The sequence below is a fragment of the Bradyrhizobium sp. HKCCYLS3013 genome, from assembly GCF_051167615.1.
GTDB lineage: Bacteria > Pseudomonadota > Alphaproteobacteria > Rhizobiales > Xanthobacteraceae > Bradyrhizobium.
This window is the reverse complement of record NZ_JBNPTK010000007.1, coordinates 166,724-183,586: the sequence shown is the minus strand read 5'-3', so window position 1 is coordinate 183,586 and position 16,863 is coordinate 166,724. Positions and strand designations below refer to the sequence as shown.

At 66.4% G+C, this 16,863-nt stretch carries 14 protein-coding genes; 10 read left to right on the top strand and 4 right to left on the bottom strand.

Annotated elements, in window-relative coordinates:
• Window positions 1-38 precede the first annotated feature (38 nt).
• Both ACQR1F_RS15460 and ACQR1F_RS15455 read left to right on the top strand, forming a co-directional pair.
• Window positions 39-440, top strand: coding sequence for a PTS sugar transporter subunit IIA (locus tag ACQR1F_RS15460; RefSeq protein WP_006611446.1), 402 nt, complete (start codon window positions 39-41; stop codon window positions 438-440).
• Entirely contained in the window at window positions 437-766 is a 330-nt protein-coding gene (locus ACQR1F_RS15455; protein WP_315800505.1) for an HPr family phosphocarrier protein, read from the top strand. Before ACQR1F_RS15460 ends, ACQR1F_RS15455 begins: the two co-directional genes overlap by 4 nt.
• Window positions 767-826: 60 nt before the next feature.
• Here ACQR1F_RS15455 and ACQR1F_RS15450 read toward each other — a convergent pair whose 3' ends face one another.
• Entirely contained in the window at window positions 827-2,431 is a 1,605-nt protein-coding gene (locus ACQR1F_RS15450) for a glycosyltransferase family 39 protein (protein WP_316216772.1), read from the bottom strand.
• Window positions 2,432-2,547: 116 nt separating this feature from the next.
• Here ACQR1F_RS15450 and lepA point away from each other — a divergent pair, with 116 nt between their 5' ends.
• From lepA to ACQR1F_RS15435, 3 genes are all read left to right on the top strand, one after another.
• Window positions 2,548-4,359: a translation elongation factor 4 gene (gene lepA / locus ACQR1F_RS15445; RefSeq protein ID WP_316183120.1), complete on the top strand. Its 1,812-nt coding sequence runs from the start codon at window positions 2,548-2,550 to the stop codon at window positions 4,357-4,359.
• A gap of 96 nt (window positions 4,360-4,455) precedes the next feature.
• On the top strand, window positions 4,456-4,617 hold the full coding sequence (locus tag ACQR1F_RS15440; RefSeq protein WP_434913393.1) for a hypothetical protein: 162 nt from the start codon (window positions 4,456-4,458) through the stop codon (window positions 4,615-4,617).
• 79 nt (window positions 4,618-4,696) lie between these two features.
• Window positions 4,697-6,664 carry a methyl-accepting chemotaxis protein gene (locus ACQR1F_RS15435; protein WP_316239329.1) on the top strand — a complete coding sequence of 656 codons (1,968 nt, stop codon included), beginning with the start codon at window positions 4,697-4,699 and terminating at the stop codon, window positions 6,662-6,664.
• 186 nt (window positions 6,665-6,850) lie between these two features.
• Here the strand turns inward: ACQR1F_RS15435 and ACQR1F_RS15430 are convergent, their stop codons facing one another.
• Window positions 6,851-7,249: a rhodanese-like domain-containing protein gene (locus ACQR1F_RS15430; RefSeq protein WP_434907427.1), complete on the bottom strand. Its 399-nt coding sequence runs from the start codon at window positions 7,247-7,249 to the stop codon at window positions 6,851-6,853.
• Between the two features lie 96 nt (window positions 7,250-7,345).
• On the opposite strand from ACQR1F_RS15430, the gene ftrA reads away from it, so the two are divergent.
• On the top strand, window positions 7,346-8,377 hold the full coding sequence (gene ftrA / locus ACQR1F_RS15425; protein ID WP_434913392.1) for a transcriptional regulator FtrA: 1,032 nt from the start codon (window positions 7,346-7,348) through the stop codon (window positions 8,375-8,377).
• Here the strand turns inward: ftrA and ACQR1F_RS15420 are convergent.
• Complete coding sequence (locus ACQR1F_RS15420) at window positions 8,351-10,564, bottom strand: putative bifunctional diguanylate cyclase/phosphodiesterase (protein ID WP_434913391.1); 2,214 nt, start codon at window positions 10,562-10,564, stop codon at window positions 8,351-8,353. The two genes, ftrA and ACQR1F_RS15420, sit on opposite strands and share 27 nt — an antisense overlap.
• 394 nt (window positions 10,565-10,958) lie before the next feature.
• Here ACQR1F_RS15420 and mepA point away from each other — a divergent pair, with 394 nt between their 5' ends.
• Together mepA and ACQR1F_RS15410 are read left to right on the top strand one after the other, a co-directional pair.
• Complete coding sequence (gene mepA / locus ACQR1F_RS15415; RefSeq protein ID WP_316216777.1) at window positions 10,959-11,900, top strand: penicillin-insensitive murein endopeptidase; 942 nt, start codon at window positions 10,959-10,961, stop codon at window positions 11,898-11,900.
• A 189-nt stretch (window positions 11,901-12,089) separates the two neighbouring features.
• Entirely contained in the window at window positions 12,090-12,608 is a 519-nt protein-coding gene (locus ACQR1F_RS15410) for a hypothetical protein (protein WP_315800512.1), read from the top strand.
• Window positions 12,609-12,611: 3 nt separating this feature from the next.
• On the opposite strand, the gene ACQR1F_RS15405 is transcribed toward ACQR1F_RS15410, so the two are convergent.
• Window positions 12,612-14,405, bottom strand: a complete 1,794-nt coding sequence (locus ACQR1F_RS15405; RefSeq protein ID WP_316183128.1) for a potassium/proton antiporter — start codon at window positions 14,403-14,405, stop codon at window positions 12,612-12,614.
• A gap of 209 nt (window positions 14,406-14,614) precedes the next feature.
• On the opposite strand from ACQR1F_RS15405, the gene ACQR1F_RS15400 reads away from it, so the two are divergent.
• Together ACQR1F_RS15400 and map are read left to right on the top strand one after the other, a co-directional pair.
• Window positions 14,615-15,934, top strand: a complete 1,320-nt coding sequence (locus tag ACQR1F_RS15400) for a mechanosensitive ion channel family protein (protein ID WP_316183129.1) — start codon at window positions 14,615-14,617, stop codon at window positions 15,932-15,934.
• Between the two features lie 97 nt (window positions 15,935-16,031).
• Entirely contained in the window at window positions 16,032-16,856 is an 825-nt protein-coding gene (map, locus tag ACQR1F_RS15395) for a type I methionyl aminopeptidase (protein ID WP_315800515.1), read from the top strand.
• Window positions 16,857-16,863: the final 7 nt, after the last annotated feature.

Sequence of the window (16,863 nt, the reverse complement as noted above, 5' to 3'; positions counted from 1 at the left end):
TCGTGCGGTGCACCCAAGGCGCCCGCGAGGAGTATCCGATGATTGGCCTGGTACTGGTGACCCATGGGCGCCTCGCCGACGAGTTCAGGGCGGCGCTGGAACACGTCATGGGTCCTCAAAAACAAATCGAAGCGGTCACGATTGGCGCCGACGATGATTCCGATCTCTGTCGCAGCGACATCATCGAAGCCGTGAACCGCGTCGACACCGGCGACGGTGTCGCCATTCTCACCGACATGTTCGGCGGCACGCCGTCGAACCTCGCCATCTCCTGCATGAGCCGGCCCAAGGTCGAGGTGCTCGCCGGCATCAACCTGCCCATGCTGGTGAAGCTCGCCAAGGTGCGCGAGGAACGCTCGCTGCCCGACGCCATCGCCATGGCGCAGGAGGCGGGCCGCAAATACGTCACCATCGCCAGCCGCGTGCTCGCCGGCAAATGAGCGACGAGGATGCTCCGCAGGACAACGTCGCCGGCCCGGCCGTCCCTGCCGGAGCCCTCTCGCGAGAGCTGCTGATCACCAACAAGCGCGGCCTGCATGCGCGGGCCTCGGCGAAATTCGTGCAGATGGTCGAGAAGTTCCAGGCCGAGGTCTGGGTGACGCGCGGCGGCGAGACCGTCGGCGGGCGCTCGATCATGGGCCTGATGATGCTGGCGGCGGCGCCGGGAACCAAGATCCTGGTCTCCGCCACCGGCCCCGAGGCCGACGCCGCGCTGCAGGCGATCACCGACCTGGTGAACGACAAGTTCCACGAAGAAGGCGTGTGACCACCTAGGATCGTCATTCCGGGGCGCGCGAAGCACGAACCCGGAATGACGTGCTCTGGGTTACCTGCCCGGTCCCTGAATATACACCTTCCAAACGATTGCAGGGCCCGCCTGGCCGTGGAAGAAGCGCTGGGTGGTCATCACCAGCGGCTCGGCCTTCGGGGCCTCCTTGGCCATCCAGGCCTCGCAGGCCGCGATCCGGTTGTCGGTGGTGTCGCAGATGCCGATGAACCCCTCGCGCTCGAGGTCTTCCAGCGTGCTCAGGCCGGAACTCCAGGTTTCCTCTGCCGTGTAGGGCACGGTGAACGGCCGCGGGTGGTCCGGGCTGTAGAAGGTCATCGGCGTGTTCATCTCGGAAAAGCCGGCCACCAGCGGCCACGGCGAGCCGAATCGGGCGTGCCAGGCTTTGGTCAGTTCCCGCGCCAGCTCCGAACGGGCGCCGTAGCCGGTGGCGCCGTTCGGATTGGCGGCCATCTCGCGCCGGGCAATCCAGGGCGAGGCGATCAGCGTGAGCAGCGACAGGACGAGCCAGACGGCGGCCAGCCGCGGCAGCATGACCGACCGCAGCCGCAGCGCAGGGATCGCGACCAGCGCCAGCGGCACCAGGAAGAACAGCGAGATGCCCCAATCGGTCTTCATGTAGATCGTGAAGGCGAGGCCGCCGAGCGGCGGCCCGACGGCAACGATCGCCTGCACCAGCCAGACATTGATCGCCTGGCTCACATTCACGCCGGGATTGGGACCGCCGCGCCAGTTGCGGAAGGCGAAGCGCGGCGGCCAGGCCATCACCAGCGCCGCCAGCGCCAACGGCAAAGCCAGCAGCGCCAGATTGTGGCCGACATAGCCGAGCACGAGCTCGGCGGCCCGGCCGCGGTCCGACAGCGTATAGACATCCCCGGCATAGGTGATGGCGACGAAATCGACCCGCCACAGCCACACCAGATGCGGGATCATTGCCACCAGCATGGCGACGATCGCGACCCACGGCGCGGGCGACGCCAGGAAGCGCAGCCGTTCCGGGTGCAGCAGCGCGGCAAGGCCGATGGCGCCGATCATGGTCAGCACCCAATATTTGGTCATCAGCGCGGCCGCGCCGGCGAGGCCGAGCCACAGGCCGGAGGCGGCGCTGCGCTTTTCGAACGCGTTGAGATAGGCCAGCACCAGCAGCGGCAGGCTCAGCAGCTGCACCAGGTCGGCGTTGTACTTGAAGCCCTTGAAATTGAAGATCGGGTACAGCGCGACCATCACCATGACGAAGAAGGCGCGGCGGCGGTCGACCACCTTGAGGCTGGCGAGCCAGACGATGACGAGGCCGCTGCCGTTCACGGCCATCGCCAGCGCATAGGTCGCCCAGTCCTTGACCGGAAACACCGAGAACCACAGCCCGGCGATCCAGCCCGACAGTGGCGGATGCTTGCCGTAACCGAACAGGAAGCGGCTGCCCCAGGCATAGGCCTCGGCAACGTCCATGTGGACGTCCTGCGCCGCCTTCAGATTGGTCAGGATCGCGGTCCACAGCACGGCATGGACGACCACGAAGGCGATGACCACCCAGGCCGACGTTGCAGGCGCCGTGGCGCGCGCCACCAGCCAGGCGGAGATTCGCCGCGGTCCGAGACGGCCGCGCATGCGCGCCGCGAGAGGCGGAAGAGAGGTACTCGACATCCGCCCTCGGTAGCCTGTTTTCGGGCCACGGGGAATCAGCTTGGCGTGAAGAAAGGCCCTGGAAATTCAGCAATATGGTTGCTGGTTGGGGGCTCGGGATGCTATCTGCGCGACCCATGACGACCGTCCCCATTCCCAACATCCGCAACTTCTCCATCGTCGCTCATATCGACCATGGAAAGTCCACGCTCGCCGACCGCCTGATCCAGATGACGGGCGGCCTGTCGGACCGCGAGATGGCGGGCAAGGAACAGGTGCTCGATTCGATGGATATCGAGCGCGAGCGCGGCATCACCATCAAGGCGCAGACCGTGCGCCTGCAGTACCGCGCCAAGGACGGCAAGGACTACATCTTCAACCTGATGGACACGCCCGGCCACGTCGACTTCGCCTACGAGGTCTCGCGGTCGCTGGCGGCGTGCGAGGGCTCGCTGCTGGTGGTCGACGCCAGCCAGGGCGTCGAGGCGCAGACGCTCGCCAATGTCTACCAGGCGCTCGACAACAACCACGAGATCGTTCCGGTCCTCAACAAGATCGACCTGCCGGCCGCCGAGCCCGAGAAGATCAAGCAGCAGATCGAGGACGTCATCGGCATCGACGCCTCCGACGCGGTGATGATCTCGGCCAAGACCGGCCTCGGGATTCCCGACGTGCTGGAGGCGATCGTCACCCGGCTGCCGCCGCCGAAGGGCGACCGCGATGCGACCCTGAAGGCGCTCTTGGTCGACAGCTGGTACGACGTCTATCTCGGCGTCGTCGTTCTCGTGCGCATCGTCGACGGCGTCATGAAGAAGGGCCAGCGCGTCCGGATGATGGGCACCGGGGCCGCCTATGACGTTGAGCGCGTCGGCTTCTTCACGCCAAAGATGCAGCAGGTCGATGAGCTTGGGCCCGGCGAGATTGGCTTCATCACCGCCGCGATCAAGGAGGTGGCCGACACCCGTGTCGGCGACACCATCACCGACGACCGCAAGCCGGTCTCGGAGATGCTGCCGGGCTTCAAGCCGGCCATCCCGGTCGTATTCTGCGGCCTGTTCCCGGTCGACGCCGACGATTTCGAGACGCTTCGCGCAGCGATGGGCAAGCTCCGGCTCAACGACGCCAGCTTCTCGTTCGAGATGGAGACATCCGCCGCGCTCGGCTTCGGCTTCCGCTGCGGCTTCCTTGGCCTGTTGCACCTCGAGATCATCCAGGAGCGGCTGTCGCGCGAGTTCGATCTCAACCTGATCGCGACCGCGCCCTCCGTCATCTACAAGATGAAGCTGACCGACGGCGAGGAGATCGAGATCCACAACCCTGTGGACATGCCCGACGTGGTCAAGATCGCCGAGATCCAGGAGCCCTGGATCGAGGCCACGATCCTGACCCCGGACGAATATCTCGGCAGCGTGCTGAAGCTGTGCCAGGACCGCCGCGGCAATCAGAAGGAGCTCACCTACGTGGGCGCCCGTGCGATGGTCAAATACGACCTGCCGCTGAACGAGGTCGTGTTCGATTTCTACGACCGGCTGAAATCGGTCTCCAAGGGCTACGCCTCGTTCGACTATCATTTGACCGACTACAAGCCGGCCGACCTCGTCAAGATGCAGATCCTCGTCAACAACGAGCCGGTCGATGCGCTGTCGATGCTGGTGCACAGGACCCGCGCCGAAGGGCGCGGCCGCGCCATGGTCGAGAAGATGAAGGACCTGATCCCGCCGCACATGTTCCAGATCCCGATCCAGGCGGCGATCGGCGGCAAGGTGATCGCGCGCGAGACCGTGCGCGCGCTGCGCAAGGACGTCACCGCCAAGTGCTACGGCGGCGACATCACGCGCAAAAGGAAGCTTCTGGAGAAGCAGAAGGAAGGCAAGAAGAAGATGCGGCAGTTCGGCAAGGTCGACATCCCGCAGGAAGCCTTCATCGCCGCGCTCAAGGTCGACAGCTGAGGGCGGATCGCCGCCCGCTCGATCGACCGCAGGGCTATCGCCCATAGAACGGCTGGGCAGTCGCGACGAGCCATCCTGCCAATTAGTTACTCCGTCATGGCCGGGCTTGCCCTGGGCATCCACGTGGTTGTCAGCGTGCCGAACGACGGGGATGGCCGGGACAAGCCCGGCCATGATGACGTCGTGACGGAAGAGCACGACACCCCGATCGTCCAATGCGATCGACGGGAACGCGGAACGTGGGACGCCCTCGGCTGAATCGGTGTTCCCGTACAACTACGGTATCTGTTCCTTAATGGTATTCTGGGACCCTTGCTGCAAAGCAAGGAATGCCCCAATGTCCCGCCTCCGATCGATCTCCGCCCGCCTGATCATCGCGCTCTCACTCACCGTCGCCATCGCCTGTGCCGTGCTCGGCACCTTCTCCGTCATCCAGCAGCGCGCCCTGACCCGACTGGCGCTGGAGCAGCAGTTGAAGCTGCAGTTCGACAGCGTGTCGGCCGGCATCGACTATGAAGGCCGCGCCGCGCTGGCGGTGAGCTCCACCCTGGCGGCGCTGCCGCCGATCGCCGATGCCTATCTCAAGGGTGACCGCGACGCGCTCGGCGCCCTGCTCGGCGGCGCCATGACGTCGCTGAAGGCGCAAGGCATTCCGCTGGTGAACGTATGGGCGCCGCCGGCCACCAATTTCTATCGCGTGCATGAGCCGAAGGTGTTCGGCGACGACACCTCGAAGCGCCGCATCACGGTGGTGCAGGCCAACCAGACCGGCCGCCTGATCGCCGGCGTCGAGCAGAGCCGGCTGTCGCTCGGCATCTTCGGCATGACCCCGATCGTGCGCGACGGCAAGGTGATCGCGACCGTCGACGTCGGCGCCGCCTTCGGCAAGGAATTCGTCGAGCGCGCCAAGCAGCGCTTCGGCATCGATCTCGCCGTCTACTGGATCAACGACGGCCAGCCGAAGCGGCTGTCCTCGACGTTCGGCGACGAGACCGTCGCTACCCCGGACGAGGTGCTCGCAGTGTTCAAGGGCACGGCGCTGCTGCGCGATGCCACCCTGGCCGGCAAGCCCGCCGCGGTCTATGCCGGCCAGATCAGGAACTACGCCGGCGACCCGATCGCCGTGCTCGAGCTGATCAAGGACACCACGGCTTACGAGGCCGCCGCCGCCAGCGCGCAGCAGCAGCTGATCATCGGCACGGTCGTGATCCTGCTGCTCGCCGTCATCGTTGCGCTGTTCGTCGCCCGCGGCATCTCGCGTCCGCTGGTCGCGATCACTGCCGTCATGCACCGGCTGTCGAGCGGCGACACCGAGGTCGCAATCCCCGGCGGCCAGCGCAAGGATGAGCTCGGCACGATGGCGCAGGCGGTCGACGTGTTCCGCCGCAACATGATCGAGACGGCCAGCCTGCGCGAGTCGCAGGAGGCGACGCAACACCGCGCCGAGCAGGAGAAGCAGGCGCTACAGCGACAGATGGCCGACCGGTTCGAGGCCGACGTCAAGGGCGTGGTGTCCTCGGTCGCCAAGGCGACGGCGGACATGGAGCGCGTCGTCCACGAGATCACGGTCAGCGTCAACGGCACCTCGCAGCGCACGGCGGCCGCGGCGGCGGCGTCCGAGGAAGCCTCCAGCGGCGTATCGACCGTCGCCGCGGCCTCGGAGGAGCTCGCCTCCTCGGTGACCGAGATCGGCCGCCAGGTCGCGCATTCCAGCAAGGTCGCCGACGGCGCCGTGGTCAAGGCGCGGCAGACCACCGAGATGGTCGAGAGCCTCGCCGCCGCCGCCGAGCGGATCGGCGACGTGCTGCGCCTGATCGACGCGATCGCGAGCCAGACCAACCTGCTGGCGCTCAACGCCACCATCGAGGCGGCGCGCGCCGGCGAGGCGGGCCGCGGCTTTGCGGTCGTCGCCGCCGAGGTCAAGGAGCTGGCGGGTCAGACCGCCAAGGCGACGGAAGAGATCGCCGGCCAGGTCACCTCGATCCAGGCCGCGACGTCCGACTGCGTCAGCGCCATCGGCGGCATCAGCGGCACGATCCAGGAGATCAGCGGCATTGCCGCGACCATCGCCGCCGCCGTCGAGCAGCAGGGCTCGGCGACGCGCGAGATCGCGCGCAGCGTCCAGCAGGCAGCGTCCGGCACCAACGAGGTGTCGCAGAACGTCGTCGGCGCCAGCGACGCGGCCGAGCAGTCGCGCCAGCTCGCCGATCACGTCATGGTCGCGACGCGCGACCTCGGCAAGCATGCGAACGACCTGTTCAAGAGCGTCGACACCTTCCTCGCGGGCTTGCGCAAGGCGGCATAGTGATAGTTGCCGACGCTGCGCCTCCGAAAACCGGTGTCGTCCCGGCCCCTTGAGCCGGGATCCATAGCCACCGGCTGGCGTGAGGCAGACAACTGCCAGCCCCCGTCCCTCGATAGCTCCCGCGGTATGGATCCCGGCGTTCGCCGGGACGACACGGAGGATGGCGTAAGAACCGGGTGCTCAGGTTCAATCGCCGGCCGTGAGCGCAAAGCCCTCGTCGAGCCAGCCGGTGATGCCGCCGATCATCATCTTCACGGGCCGTCCCTGCCGCGCAAGCCGGATCGCGGCGCGGTTGGCGCCGTTGCAGTGCGGGCCGGCGCAGTAGACCACGAACAGCCTGTGGTTCGCGTACTCGGCCATCCGCTCCGCGGTCATGGTCCGGTGCGGGATGTTGATGGCGCCGGCGATATGCCCCCTGGCAAACGAGGCCGGGCCCCTGACATCCACCAGGATGAAGTCCGGAGCTGCTGCATGCAGACTCTCGTGCACGTCCCAGCAATCGGTCTCGAAGGAGAGCATCGCCTCGAAATGGGCGAGCGCCTGGGCTGACGGGGCTGCGGGCACCTCGGTGACATCGGTCGTCATCGTCTCTCTCCTGCGACGTTGCGTGAGCTCCAATCTCGCGCGCTGCGCCGGGCGACCCAAGTGACGGATCGGACAAAGTCCGGTAGGTTTCCGCCAATGCCGTCAGCCGCAGCCAGCAGCCCTCCGCACGATCCCGGCCTCGTCGCCGTCATCGCCTATGACGGGCTGTGCACGTTCGAGTTCGGCATCGCGGTCGAGGTCTTCGGGCTGCCACGGCCGGAGTTCGATTTCCCGTGGTACCGGTTCAAGGTGGTTTCGGCCGAGGGACGAAGGTCACGCGCCATCGGCGGCATCGTGGTGGAGGCCGGCGCGCCGCTTGCGCGGCTGAAGGTTGCCAGCACGATCATCGTGCCGGGATGGCGCGATCGCAACGAGCGGCCGCCCGAGCGCCTGCTGCGCGCCATCGCGCAGGCGGCGGCGCGCGGGGCGCGGTGCCTGTCGATCTGCTCGGGCGTGTTCGTTCTGGCGGCGGCAGGGCTGCTCGACGGCAGGCGCGCCACCACGCATTGGCGGCACATCCCCGACCTGAAGCGACTCTATCCGAATATTCGCATCGAGGAGGACACGCTCTATGTCGACGAGGGCAATGTCGTCACCTCGGCCGGCAGTGCGGCGGGCATCGACGCCTGCCTGCATCTGGTCCGGCGCGACTTCGGCAGCAAGGTTGCGAACAGCGTTGCCCGGCGGCTGGTGATGCCGCCGCACCGGGACGGCGGGCAGGCGCAATACGTCGTCGCACCGGTCCAGATCCGCCCGGGACGGACGATCGGCGACGTCATGGATTGGGCACGCGCGCGACTGGCGCAGCCGATCGCGATCAGCGCGATGGCCAAACGCGCCGGAATGAGCGAGCGGACCTTGCTGCGGTCGTTCAGGGACAGCACGGGCGCGAGCCCCGCGGCCTGGCTACAGCAGGAGCGCATGACGCGGGCGCGGGAGCTGCTGGAGAATGCGACGCTCTCCCTGGCGGACATCTCCGCGCAGTGCGGCTACCGGTCGCTCGAAACCTTTCGCGTCGCTTTCCGGCGCATCGTCGGAACATCACCCGCGGCTTATCGGCGGCGCTTCGAGGCGCGTCCAACAGCGGCCAGCGTCGCTCGCTCAAGCCACCAGCGCGTTGCCGGGTGAGGCGCCGTCCATGGCGTCCCGCTGCGCCTGCAACAGCCGGACGATGTCGACATTGGGCCGGGGCCGGCTGAACAGATAGCCCTGCCCTTCATGGCAGCCCTCGGCGCGCAGACAGCGGAGCTCCGCCTCCGTCTCGACGCCCTCGGCCGTGATCGTCACGCCGAGCCCCTTGCCGAGGCTGACGATCGAGCGGACGATCGCCTGCGCCTCGCGATTGGCGGCGAGACCGCGGATGAAGGACTGATCGACCTTGATCTTGTCGAACGGAAAGCTGCGCAGATAGCTCAGGCTGGAATAGCCGGTGCCGAAATCGTCCATCGAAATGCGGACGCCCAGCGCGCGCAACGCATGCAGGGTGGCCAGCACCTGGCCGCTCTTCTCCAGCACCAGCGTCTCGGTGATCTCGAGCTCGAGCCGGCTCGCCGGCAGGCCCGACTGCTTGAGCACGTCCATCACCAGCGACAGCACATTGCCGACGCGGAACTGCAGCGGCGACATGTTCACGGCGACACGGACGTCGTCCGGCCATTTCGCCGCGTCGTTGCAGGCCTGGCGCAACATCGCGCGGCCAAGCGCCGAGATCAGGCCGGTCTCCTCGGCGACCGGGATGAACTCCGACGGCGGGATCATGCCGCGCTCGGGATGCGGCCAGCGCGCCAGCGCCTCGAAGCCGGTGATGCGTCCGGTCGAGAGGTCGATCAGCGGCTGATAATGCGGCTGTAGCAGGTCGCGCTGGATGGCCTCGCGCAGCTCGGATTCGATCTTGCGCCGGCTCTGCGCCCGCGCATCCATGCCGGACTCGAAATAGCTGAAGGTGCCGCGCGTCTCGTTCTTCGCGCGCGACAGCGCCATGTCGGCATTCTTGAGCAGCTTCTCGGCGTCGTCGCCGTCGTTCGGCGCCATGGCGATGCCGATCGTGGCGCCGATCGTCACCGAGCTGCCGTCGATGAGATAGGGATCGGCGATCGCCTCCAGCAGCCGGCGGCAGAGCTGGGCCGCATCCTCCGGCCGCGCCTGCCCTCCCTGCACCACCGCGAACTCGTCGGAGTTCAGTCGCGCGACGATGTCCTCCTGACGCAGGACCGAGCGCAACCGCTTGCCGACCCCGCGCAACAGCCGGTCGCCGACCGCGTGGCCGAGGGTATCGTTGATCGACTTGAAATTATCGAGGCCAAGCACCAGCACAGCGATCTTCTCGGAGCCGCGCCGCATCTGGGAAAGCTTGTCATCGATCTTCTGGCGCAGCAGGTTGCGGCTCGGCAGGCCGGTCAGTGCGTCGTGCTGGGCGAGGAAGGCGAGCCGCGCCTCGGCGCGCTTGCGCTCGGTGATGTCCATCAGCGCCAGCAGCACCGCGGGCTGGGCGTTGTGGACAAGATGGCGCGAATAGATCGCGAGATCGATCAGGGCGCCATCGGCGCGGACATGCTTCCAGGTGCGCGCCGCCTGCTCCTCGCTGGACTGCTCGCCTGCCCAGGGCGGCTCGCTGTCATAGGCCTGCAGGCTGCGGATGCTGAGCCGCTCGAAGGCGTCCCGGCTATAGCCGTAATGCTGGGCCGCCGCTTCGTTGACGCCGAGCACGCGCCCATCATCCGTCGCGCAGACGATCATCGGCACCGGATTGCCGTCGAACAGCAGGCGGAACGACTCCTCGCGCTGCTTCAATTCGGTAATGTCGACGCGCAGGCCAACGATGCCGCCATCGCCGGTCAGACGCTCCTCGATCAGGATGGTGCGGCCGTCCGACAGCTTCTGCTCGTGGCGGCCGCTCGGATGAAACAGCTTTTCGAGCCGTTCGGCGATCCACTCCTCCTCGCGGCCGGCGGCTTCCGGATAGTCGCCGCGGGCAACGCCGATCCGGATCGTGTCCTGCAGCCGGGCGCCGGATTCGAACAGGTCCGAGCTGCGGTTGTAGATTTCGGCGTATTTCTTGTTCCAGAGGATGTAACGGCCGTCGGCGTCGAGGAACACGATCCCCTCGGGAAGAAGGTCGATCGCTTCGATCAGCCGATCATGCGCCTTCTTCGCCTCCGCCATCGCCATTTCGGCGCACTTGCTCCCATCGCCAGGGCCAAGCTTGCGCAGGTTGTGCCGCCGCAATTTCGGGCTTGGCTTGACCGGGTGAACTGCATCGCGGGCGCTTGGCACGCGATTGCGCTTTTTTGCCGTGGGTGGCCGAACGGGCCGCATCGCGTGCCTCACTCTCCTTCTCAAAAGGCAGTTTTCAGCCACGTTTCTGAAAAAATGGTATCTTGATGCAGAACACGACAGCCATTGGTTACGGGAATAGGGAGATGCACTCGCGTATTTGGAGAGTTGAGCCTTGCGCCGAGGATCAACCAAGGGCTGCGGTACAACCAGCGATATGTGACGTCGGTTGCCACCGGCCAGAAAAGACCCGCATACCGTGCAGTGGCCTTGCGCTTATTGTTCATTTACCGAACGAACTCACGCAATTGAACCGAGTTCAGCCAGTTCCGCCAATCCGGCAGCAGGGTTAGAGCCAGGTTAAAATAGCTTGAATGACCTGCTGTTGACGTAGAATTGGGCAACTCGGCCGGTCGGCAAACGCTACACTGGCTTCATGCATGTCCGCCTGATTCTGGTCGCCATCATCAGTTCGGCCGTCATTGCCGCGGCGACCCCGGCCCATGCCCAGGACAAGGGCAGCGTCGAGCCAAAGGCCCTGCCGCCATTGGCGCATCCGGACGATCCGAATACGCCGGCCAAGGAGCTGTTCGCTCGCAGGATCCTGCCGTCGGCGCAACCGACCAAGGTGATTGGAACCTACAATCGCGGCTGCATCGCCGGCGCCGAGCGAATGCCGATCAATGGCGAGGGCTGGCAGGTGATGCGGCTGTCGCGCAACCGCAATTTCGGCCATCCCAACCTGATCGCGCTGCTGAAGCGGCTGGCGACCCGCGCGCACAAGGATGCTGGCTGGCCCGGCATCCTGGTCGGCGATATCGGCCAGCCGCGCGGCGGTCCGGCGCTGAGCGGCCATGCCAGCCATCAGATCGGGCTCGACGCCGACATCTGGCTGACGCCGATGCCCGACCACAGGCTGTCGCGCAACGAGCGCGAGGAGATGTCGGCGGTCATGATGGTTCGGCCCGATCGCCTCGATGTCGATCCGCGCGTGTTCACGAAGGGCCACCTCGCCGTGATCCGGGCCGCCGCCCAGGAGCCGTCGGTGCAGCGCATCTTCGTCAACGCCGCGATCAAGAAGGCGCTGTGCCGGGACGCCAGGGGCGACCGCAGCTGGCTCACCAAGGTGCGGCCGTGGTGGGGACACGACTATCACTTCCACATCCGCATGGTGTGCCCGCCGGGCAACCCGGACTGCCACGGCCAGACCAACCAGGAGGGCGGCGATGGCTGCGGCGACCTCGACTATTGGTTCTCGGACGCGGTGCTGCATCCGCTGCCGCCGAAAGAGCCACCCAAGCCGCCGCAACCGATTACGATGGCGCAACTGCCGCCTGGCTGCCGAGCGGTGCTGCATGCGCCGGACGCCAAGAATTGATTCAGCGACGGCTGACGCGGCGCAGGAATCGCAGTAAGGCTGAATCGCAGTAAGGCTGGATTGCTTTAGAATGACATCGTTCGCGCCGTGAGCGCGACGATCGAAGGGGATGACGGTCCCTCCACCTCCTGTTATCGCGGTATCGAAATGCCGCGCGCCGCTGCGCGGCGCAACAGTCGCGAGTCCGTCATGATCCTGATCCGTCCCGCCACGACTGCCTTCCTCCTCACGCTGGCCGCGAGCTCGGCTGCGGTTGCCGCCGAACCGAGCGGCTGCGACAAATTCAAATGGGACATCGCGCGCGAGCGTGCCGCTCTGACCGCGGCCAACCGCGAGAAGCTGGTATCGGGCGCCGAGATCGCCGCCATCCCGGCCACCGGCATGGTGCTGGAGCTGCGTCCGACGGCCGAGGCCAGGCTGGCGATGCCACCGGAACGCGCGCCCAAGGACGGCACCTTCGCCGGCCTCACGCGGATCACCGCAGCGCCCAAGGCGGGCGTGTACACGATCAGCCTGTCGGCCGCGGCCTGGATCGACGTCGTGCAGGACGGCAAGATCCTCAAACCCGCCGGCTTCAGCGGCGCCACCGATTGCGACGGCATCCGCAAGACCCTGAAGTACGAGCTGGGATCGCATCCCCTGGTGTTGCAGGTCAGCGGCGCGCCGGACAATGCGATTTCGATCGCGGTCCTGCCCGCGGCAGAGTGACGCTCACACTCCCGCAACCGACGACCAGACTTCGGCCAGTCTGCGCTTCATCCGCTCTTTGCGCGTCAGCACCGGCACCTCTTCTTCGTCCTCCGGCAGGCGCAGGCCGACCACGTTGACGCGGCCGCCGGAGATCGAGCGGGCGACCAGCACGATGGTGTCGAGCGCCACGGTCGCGCCTTCCTTCGGCGCGTTGTCGAGGTGAATGTCGAAATAGTCGGCCAGCGTCAGCTTGTCCTCGCCCTCGCCGAGCTTGACGCCATAGATGCCGGCGACCTCGTCGAGCGTATGCTCGGCCGAGACCATGAAGTCGCCGAGCAGATGCGGGTCGGGCGCCGCCGACGGCGGCATGTCGACGAAGAAGCGGTCGAGCGACTCGGCCTTTTCCGGCGGCGCCAGCAGATAGAGGTAGTCACCCGGCGCGATCGGCTCGGCCTCGGGCGGCGACAGGATCTGCTGGTTGCGGATCACCAGGGTCGGCTTCGACCAGGACGGGATCAGGCCGCGGCGGAAGTACAGGCTCTTGGAGCGGATCGAATAGCCGACCAATTGCTGCTCGAGCTGGCCGGGCAGATCGAGCTCGATGCGGCGCGGGCCGCGATCGGTGCGCGGCAGCGCCACGTGCAGCTTGCGCGCGGCAATGCCGAGCGTCCAGCCCTGCGCCAGCAGCGAGATGATCACCACCACGAACGCGACGTCGAAATAGAGATAGGCGTTGGACAGGCCGACCAGCAGCGGGATCGAGGCCAGGAAGATCGCGACCGCGCCGCGCAGGCCGGTCCAGGCGATGAACGCCTTCTCCCGCCAGTTGAACCGGAACGGATAGAGGCAGAGAAACACCGCGACGGGTCGCGCCACCAGCATCAGCATCAGCGCGACGGCAATCGCCGGCAGCAGGCTGTCGAGCAGCCGCTGCGGCGACACCAGCAGCCCAAGCAGCACGAACATCACGATCTGGGCAAGCCAGGTCGCGGCATCGAGGAAGGTGACGACAGAGTTGTGCGCCCGCGTCGGCCGGTTGCCGACGATCAGGCCGGCGAGATAGACCGCGAGGAAGCCGGAGCCGTGGGCGATCTGCGCCATGCCGAAGATGACCAGCGCGGCGGTGGTCACGAACGGCGCGTGCAGGCCCTGCGGCAGCGAGACCCGGTTGAGGCCGATGACGACGAGGCGGCCGCCAACGATGCCGAACAGCGTGCCCAGCACGGCCTCGCGGACCAGCTCGAACACGAAATGTCCGATGCTGCCGTGACCGACCGAGATCAGCTCGACCAGCATCAGGGTGAGGAACACCGCGAACGGATCGTTGCTGCCGGACTCCGCCTCCAGCGTGGCGCCGACGCGCGGGCGCAGCCGCAGGCCCTGGGCGTGGACCAGCAGGAACACGGCCGCCGCATCCGTCGAGGCGATGACGGCGCCGACCAGCGTCGCCTCGGTCCAGCCGAGGTCGAGGGCATATTTCGCCACCGGTGCGGTGATGAAGGCGGTCATCAGCACGCCGACGGTCGCAAGCACCATCGAGGGCGCCAGCACGGTGCGGATGCTCTGGAAACGCGTGCGCAGGCCGCCGTCGAACAGGATCAGCGCCAGCGCGACGGAGCCCACCAGATAGGTGGTACGGACGTCCTGAAACTCGATATGACCAGGGCCGGAATCGCCCGCCAGCATGCCGATCACCAGGAACACCAGCAGCAGCGGTGCGCCGAAGCGCAGCGCCAGCAGGCTCGACAGGATGCCGGCCATGACGAGGACCGCACCGAGGAGGATTGCAATGCTGACGGCGTCGAGGGATGTCATGAAAAAACGTTGATGAATCCGAGTTTTACATCCTTATCGTCGCCACACTTGCACGCCAACCGGATTTGCTCTTATCGCGGCGATATGCCCATTTTTCCATCCTTGCCCGCGTTCGGGGTATATTTCGCGGCAATCGCCCGTGACGAAAACGAACTAAATCCCGCTGATCCGGCCAACCCGCGCCCCTGTTCCCCTCCGAGACCCCGCTGATGGACCTCGACCTGAAAGACGTTCTCGAATTCCTGCAGACCGTTGGCCGCTCGATCGGCGCCGAGGTCACTTCGCCGTGGTTCTATCTTCAGCTCGGGCTGGTGCTGAGCGGCGCCGGCATCGCCTTTGCCGCCAGCGCTGCCGTGCGCGCCCGCATCGACATGACCTCGCTGGCGATGGGCTGGCCGGGCCCGCTGCGGCAGCTGCTGCGGGTGCTGCTGGAGAGCGTCACCACGGTCGTGTTCGTGATCCTGATGCGGATCGCCCGCACCGGCATGTTGCTGTGGACCTGGCCGAGCCGCAGCTACCTGCTCGCCGTCGCGCTCAAGCTGGCGCTGGCCTGGCTGGTGATCCGGCTGATCACTTCGGTGATCCGCAGCACCTTCATCGTGCAGATCGTGTCGATCTCGGCCTGGCTGGTCGCGGCGCTCAGCATCATCGGCCAGCTCGACAATGTGGTCGACGCGCTCGATTCCATCTCGGTCGTGCTCGGCGGCCTCAGGTTGACGCCGCTGCTGGTGATCAAGCTCGGCGTGCTGCTGCTCGCGGTGCTGTGGCTGACCAACGTCGCCAGCAATTTCGTCGAGAGCCGTATCACGCGTTCGACCGACCTGACACCGTCGATCCAGGTGCTCCTGATCAAGATGGTCCGCATGGGCCTGATGATCCTCGGCGTTGCGATTGCGATCAGTGCGGTCGGCATCAACCTGTCGGCGCTCGCGATCTTCTCCGGCGCCGCCGGTGTCGGTATCGGCCTCGGCCTGCAGCGCATCGTCGCCAATTTCGTCGCGGGCATCATCCTGCTGGCTGACAAATCGGTGAAGCCGGGCGATCTCGTCACCATCGGCGACAGCTCGGGGCGCATCAGCGCGATGAACACGCGCTACATCTCTGTTGCCGCCGGCGACGGCCGCGAGTTCCTGATCCCGAACGAGGATCTTGTCACCCAGAAGGTGACCAACTGGACCTACACCGACAAGAACACGCTGGTGAAGGTCAATTTCGGCACCAACTACGACGCCGATCCCCGCGTCGTCTGCAAACTCGCCACCGAGATCGCGGCCGAGACGCCGCGCACCTTGAAATCGAAGGCGCCGAACTGCCTGCTGACCGAGTTCACCGAGGCCGGCATGAAGTTCTCGCTGACCACATGGATCGCCGATCCCAGCTACATGGACAGCGTCAAGAGCGAGGTGATGCTGGCGCTGTGGGAGGCCTTCAAGCGCGAGGGCATCAGGGTGCCGTATCCGGTGCGAGAGCTTCGCGTTCGCGGCGGTGCCCTGCCGGTGGAGACCACGCTGGAAGTGCCGGCCGGCTAGGCGGCAGGTCCGGCCGCGCACACCCGGCTTGCACCGGCCGGCACGATCATTAAATTAGGCGATCACCCCGCGACACCCCTGAGAACGAAACAGGCCCATGAACTATATCGAAGCGACCGACGCTGCTGCGCGCAAGAACGGCCAGATCAAGCTGCACGGCCCGAGCGGCTTTGCCGGCATGCGCAAGGCCGGCGCGCTGGTGTCGAAGTGCCTCGATGCGCTCACCGACATCGTCAAGCCGGGCGTGCCGACCTCGCGAATCGACGATTTCGTCCGTGACTTCGCCTTCAGCCATGGCGCCTATCCGGCGACGCTGATGTATCGGGGCTATCGCTACTCGACCTGCACGTCGATCAACCACGTGGTCTGCCACGGCATGCCGAACGACCGGCCGCTGAAGGAAGGCGACATCATCAATGTCGACGTCACCTTCATCGTCGACGGCTGGTACGGCGATTCGAGCCGCATGTATGCGATCGGGCCGATCGCGCGCAAGGCCGAGCGGCTGATCGAGGTGACCTACGAATCGATGATGCGCGGCATCGCCGCGGTGAAGCCCGGCGCCACCACCGGCGATATCGGCCATGCGATCCAGAGCTTCGTCGAGCCGCAGGGCATGAGCGTGGTGCGCGACTTCTGCGGCCACGGCCTCGGCCGGCTGTTCCACGACGAGCCGAACATCATCCATGTCGGCCGTCCCGGCGAGGGCGTGCTGCTGAAGCCCGGCATGTTCTTCACCATCGAGCCGATGATCAATCTCGGCAAGCCGCATGTGAAGATCCTGTCCGACGGCTGGACCGCCGTCACGCGCGACCGCTCGCTGTCGGCACAGTTCGAGCACTCGGTCGGCGTCACCAATGACGGCGTCGAGATCTTCACGCTCTCGGAGCGCCATGGCGAGAAGCCGCTGACGCAGGTGTGAGCGGGCT